This window comes from Streptococcus parasanguinis (assembly GCF_001074805.1).
Taxonomy (GTDB): Bacteria; Bacillota; Bacilli; order Lactobacillales; family Streptococcaceae; genus Streptococcus; species Streptococcus parasanguinis_A.
On sequence record NZ_JUPI01000060.1, the window covers coordinates 1 to 4256 of the forward strand.

The 4256-nt window shown below is 44.4% G+C and carries 5 protein-coding genes; all 5 read left to right on the forward strand.

Annotated elements, in window-relative coordinates; all coding sequences use genetic code 11:
• Positions 1–256: 256 nt before the first annotated feature.
• Positions 257–982: a hypothetical protein gene (locus ADI76_RS04255; RefSeq protein ID WP_037608145.1), complete on the forward strand. Its 726-nt coding sequence runs from the start codon at positions 257–259 to the stop codon at positions 980–982.
• A gap of 164 nt (positions 983–1146) precedes the next feature.
• Complete coding sequence (locus ADI76_RS04260) at positions 1147–2208, forward strand: AAA family ATPase (RefSeq protein WP_049514894.1); 1062 nt, start codon at positions 1147–1149, stop codon at positions 2206–2208.
• A 10-nt stretch (positions 2209–2218) separates the two neighbouring features.
• Positions 2219–2434, forward strand: coding sequence for a hypothetical protein (locus tag ADI76_RS04265; protein WP_049514895.1), 216 nt, complete (start codon positions 2219–2221; stop codon positions 2432–2434).
• Complete coding sequence (locus tag ADI76_RS04270) at positions 2435–3211, forward strand: NUDIX domain-containing protein (RefSeq protein WP_049472681.1); 777 nt, start codon at positions 2435–2437, stop codon at positions 3209–3211.
• A 129-nt stretch (positions 3212–3340) separates the two neighbouring features.
• Positions 3341–4027 (forward strand): YoaK family protein, encoded by a 687-nt coding sequence (locus ADI76_RS04275; protein WP_049514896.1) that lies wholly within the window; start codon positions 3341–3343, stop codon positions 4025–4027.
• The last annotated feature ends 229 nt before the right edge of the window (positions 4028–4256 follow it).

Consider the following 4256-nt stretch of genomic DNA (forward strand, 5'->3'; position numbering starts at 1 on the left):
ACAGTTGAGTAGGGCTGTAAAAGCTGATGAAATCAGCGTAGTAGAGCCCACTCAACCACTGCGCCTTGCTCGACAATCCAAAAATAATTGAGAGGCTAGGACTTTTGTCCCAGCCTCTTTTTTGCTAAAGTTTAGGAACTTACCTAAAACTTCTTCCAAATTAGAAAAATATTTGAGAAACTATTGACAGCCCCATATAACAGTGTTACAATAATGTTACAAAATATTACAAATGTTACAAAAAAGAGGTTCTGTTATGAAAAACAAAAAAATCATTTCCCTAGCAGCCCTAGCTTTGACAGCTAGTCTTTTCCTAGGAGCTTGTGGCGGGAATAAAGAAGAAAAAACTTCAGAAGCAAGCAGTTCAAAGACCAGTCTGGTTAAACAAACAAGCTCTTCTTCTAAGAAAAAAGTGATCACTAGTAAAGATCCGATTGCCTCTTCATCCTCTGATAGCAAATCAGAAGAAAGTCATACTGTTGGTAGCAAAAATAACCAAGCTGCAGCTAGTCAAACACCTGCTCCAGCTAAAGAAGCGACACCAGCAGCACCCGTAACAAAAGAAACAAAAGAAGTAGCCACTCCAGCAACACCAGCGAAAGCAAAATTGCCAAGTCTAGAAGACGGCCATGCCCAGGCTAAGAAGCAAGCTTCTGCGACGGAGAATGCCCAATACAAGGGAGTCTATTCTGTGGCAGCAGGGGATTTCTCTGCAGCAGCTGGGAATTGGTCTGACAAACGCGACACTGGAGTCACTATTGGCCAAGGTGGTCAAGTGACCATCCAACTTCCTGGGGGCCAACCCGTAGCCTATGGTATCAGCGCTTATAACTATACCTTGGATGATGGTCATTACCATGCTAATCTCTCAGCAGGCGATGGGTCTGCGGCGACTCTAGATATCGTAGTTGGAAAAGATGGCTCTGTATCTAGTGTGACGGTTCTTAAAGACGGTGTTAGCCACTCCCTCACTCGTGAATAAAATTCGAAAGATCTGAAAGGATAAGCTTCTCTTTTCAGATCTTTTTTTGTTGATTTGAAGAAAAATATATTTTTTTATAAAAAACTACTGACAGATAAAAAATATAGTTTATAATAAAAACATAAAGGAAATCTATTTATAAAAAATTATAAAAAGGAGTTCATATGAAAAAAGAAAGAATTGCCCTGGTTTTTGGAACCTTTGCGCCTCTTCATCAAGGGCATATTGACCTGATCCAGCGGGCCAAGCGTCAGTGTGATCGCGTTCGTGTCATCGTATCTGGTTATGAAGGGGACCGTGGCGAAGAAGTCGGGTTGACTTTACAAAAACGCTTCCGTTATATCCGTGAAGCCTTCTCAAATGATGAGTTGACCCAAGTCTATAAGTTAGATGAGACAGAACTTCCTCGTTATCCCTTGGGCTGGGAGCCTTGGTTACAGACAGCCCTAAACACCATCCAGTATCAAACAGAGACAGAAGAGTTGATCTTTTATGTAGGGGAGAAAGCCTACAAGGAAGAGTTGGAAGCTAGAGGGTTTGAAGTTCACTTAGAAGAGCGTCGCTTCGGGATCTCTGCTACCATGATCCGGGAAAATCCCAGCAAATACTGGAAATACATTGCCCAGCCCTTCCGTCGCCAGTTCACGAAAAAAGTCTTGATCATGGGGAGCGCCAGCAACGGGAAAACGACCCTTGCAAAGGACTTGGCCCGCTTTTACGATGCACCTGTTAGTCTGGAGTATGCCCGTGAATACCAGATCAAGAACAATGTGCGGGATGATGAGCTCACGCCAAAAGATTACTATTACCTACTCTTAGGACAGTATGATCAAACCTCTAAGCTCATCGATAGTAGTGCCAATCGAGGTCTGGTCATCGCCGATACCAATTCCCTGGTGACCAAGGGTTATTACGACTACTATATGGAAGTTGAAGGCCAGGATACCAGCATGACGGATACCTTCGACAACCTCTTTGTCAGTATTCTCTCCAAAGAAAAATGGGATTTGATCCTCTTTGTCCAGCCGATCGGTTCCTATGTCAATGATGGTTTCCGAGATATGACCATGGCTGACGAAGAGATCCGCACCAGCTTTTCAAATTACCTGGACCAATTGCGCCAGCAATACCTAGGAAACATTCCGACCACTTTCCTCGCATCAGACTACCTCGGCAACTACGAAGAAGCCAAGAAGGAGATCGATGCCATTTACCAAGCCGACTAAGGAGCAGCTTATGAAAAATCTATCTGAAAAATTAGCAACTTTTAGCCAAGACTTTAAAAATTTTCACCAAGAAGCGAAAAAACAAGGCTTTATCAATATTATGAAACTCCTGTGGAAGGACCTTTTTGTAGGCCGCACAGCCTTTCAATGGATCTATCTCCTGCTTCTTTCCAGCGTTCCCTTCTTCTTAGAATGGACCAAAGCCCTCAAGAAGGAGGTGGCTTAGATGGCAAGTCTATCAATTCCAGCAGGAATGACGGAGAAAGAGTATTTTGAGACGGCCGCTAGTGAAGCAGACTTTCTCAAGTGGTACAAGGAGCAAGACCTGCCGACTTATGAAACTCCAAGTGTCACAGCGGACATGGTAGCTTACTGTTTTGTTGATGGACAGCTCAAGCTCTTAGCCATTCGCCGCAAGGCCCACCCTTATCAACACCGCCTCGCCTTGGTGGGGGGCTTTGTGAACAAGGATGAAGATGCGACTCATGCCTGCATCCGAGAAGTCAAAGAAGAAGTTGGGCTCGATCTGCCAGTGAATAAGGTGGAGCAGCTCATGACAGTTTCCACCCCTGGGCGGGACCCCAGAGGCTGGGTCATTACCATCGCCCATCTGGTCTATCTGCCGGCAGAAGCAGTAGACTTAGCCCATGCAGGTGACGATGCCAAGGAAGTTGTTTTTCTCGATGTCGATTTCAAAAAGTCCCAGTGTTTGCTCGATGGAGAACCCTTAGCTGCTTCTGATTTTGCCTTTGACCACTACCAGATTATTCAAGAGTCGATCAAGCGGATTCAGGGGCGTCTGGACTGGAATCCAACCTTCCTCTATCTGTTAGAGGAGCCTTTCACCGTTTATGAAGCAACCGAGTTGGTCAATCTGATCAATCCTGGACGCCCCATCGTTAGCAATAACTTCCTCGTGAAATTCGGAGAATTCGTGGAAGAAGTGGGTGTCAAGCGAGTACCTAAGAAAAAACCACGCAAGACCTATCGCCTGAAACAGTAGATCGAGCGGGGTTCATTCTACCAGCCCTCCCTTACTTATAGTAACGGAAGGGCTTTTTCTGATTTTTCCTGCTCCACTTGTGTGCAAAGTGGTATAATAAAAATAATTGAAATCAAAAGGGATACGACTATGGAAGAAAAAATCATCTTACCACAAAATACACGACTGATGGGGGCTCTGCTTGGTTTTATCGGAGGGGGCCTTGATGTTTTTTGCCACATGCACTACCGGAGTTTGGTCGCGACCCAAACGGGGAACCTCCTGCTTCTCATCGCTGATTGGCACGATCCCCGTGTCGAAAATACCATCATGCGTTTTTCATCTATTTTATTTTTCTCGATCGGCTTTGTGGTTGCCCTCCATATCAGAGAGTATCGCAAGACAGCCTTTTGGCGGATCAAGATGTTGATTCCTTTGTTTGTGGTGACACTCCTGATTCCCTTGGTGTCTGTCATACCACCTGTAGAAGTTCCCTTTATTGCTTTTGGGACAGGGATGATGATGTTGACCTTTACAGGAAGCTTGATTGAAACCCATCCTTACGTGATCTTTATGACTTCCGGAAATTACCGCAAGATGCTGACGGCCTTGTACCGAATCACTCGAGGAAAGGGAGATTTGGACGAGTATCGCAGACAAGCGATGAATTACGGGATTGTCGTTGGAAGCTTTATTGCGGGAGCTATTAGCGTAGCCATTCTCATGCATTTCATTCACCAATGGGCCATCTGGCTGATCACAGTGAACCTCTTTTTGATCATGACCTACTACACCGCTAGAGTCAAACAACTCGGCTTACAGACAGATAATCTATAATAGGACCTCACATGAGGTCCTATATAGATTGTAGACAAATTGTTTTTAATATTAAGCAATCTAGGTGATGCAAAAAAATTAAACTGATATATACTATTAGGATTGTTCAAATATACACTGAAACTTTCCGCCGTGAGAAAAGTGTCTGAAACACAATTGTTTCAGACACTCGGGAGTTTTGAGACCTTAGGCTCAAAACTAAGTCATGGAACTTCTTCGAAGTTCGCTG

Excerpts from the sequence above, each read along its gene's own strand:
- ADI76_RS04255 (WP_037608145.1), top strand. The coding sequence starts at position 257 with ATGAAAAACAAAAAAATCATTTCCCTAGCAGCCCTAGCTTTGACAGCT.
- ADI76_RS04260 (WP_049514894.1), top strand. The coding sequence starts at position 1,147 with ATGAAAAAAGAAAGAATTGCCCTGGTTTTTGGAACCTTTGCGCCTCTT.
- ADI76_RS04265 (WP_049514895.1), top strand. The coding sequence starts at position 2,219 with ATGAAAAATCTATCTGAAAAATTAGCAACTTTTAGCCAAGACTTTAAA.
- ADI76_RS04270 (WP_049472681.1), top strand. The coding sequence starts at position 2,435 with ATGGCAAGTCTATCAATTCCAGCAGGAATGACGGAGAAAGAGTATTTT.
- ADI76_RS04275 (WP_049514896.1), top strand. The coding sequence starts at position 3,341 with ATGGAAGAAAAAATCATCTTACCACAAAATACACGACTGATGGGGGCT.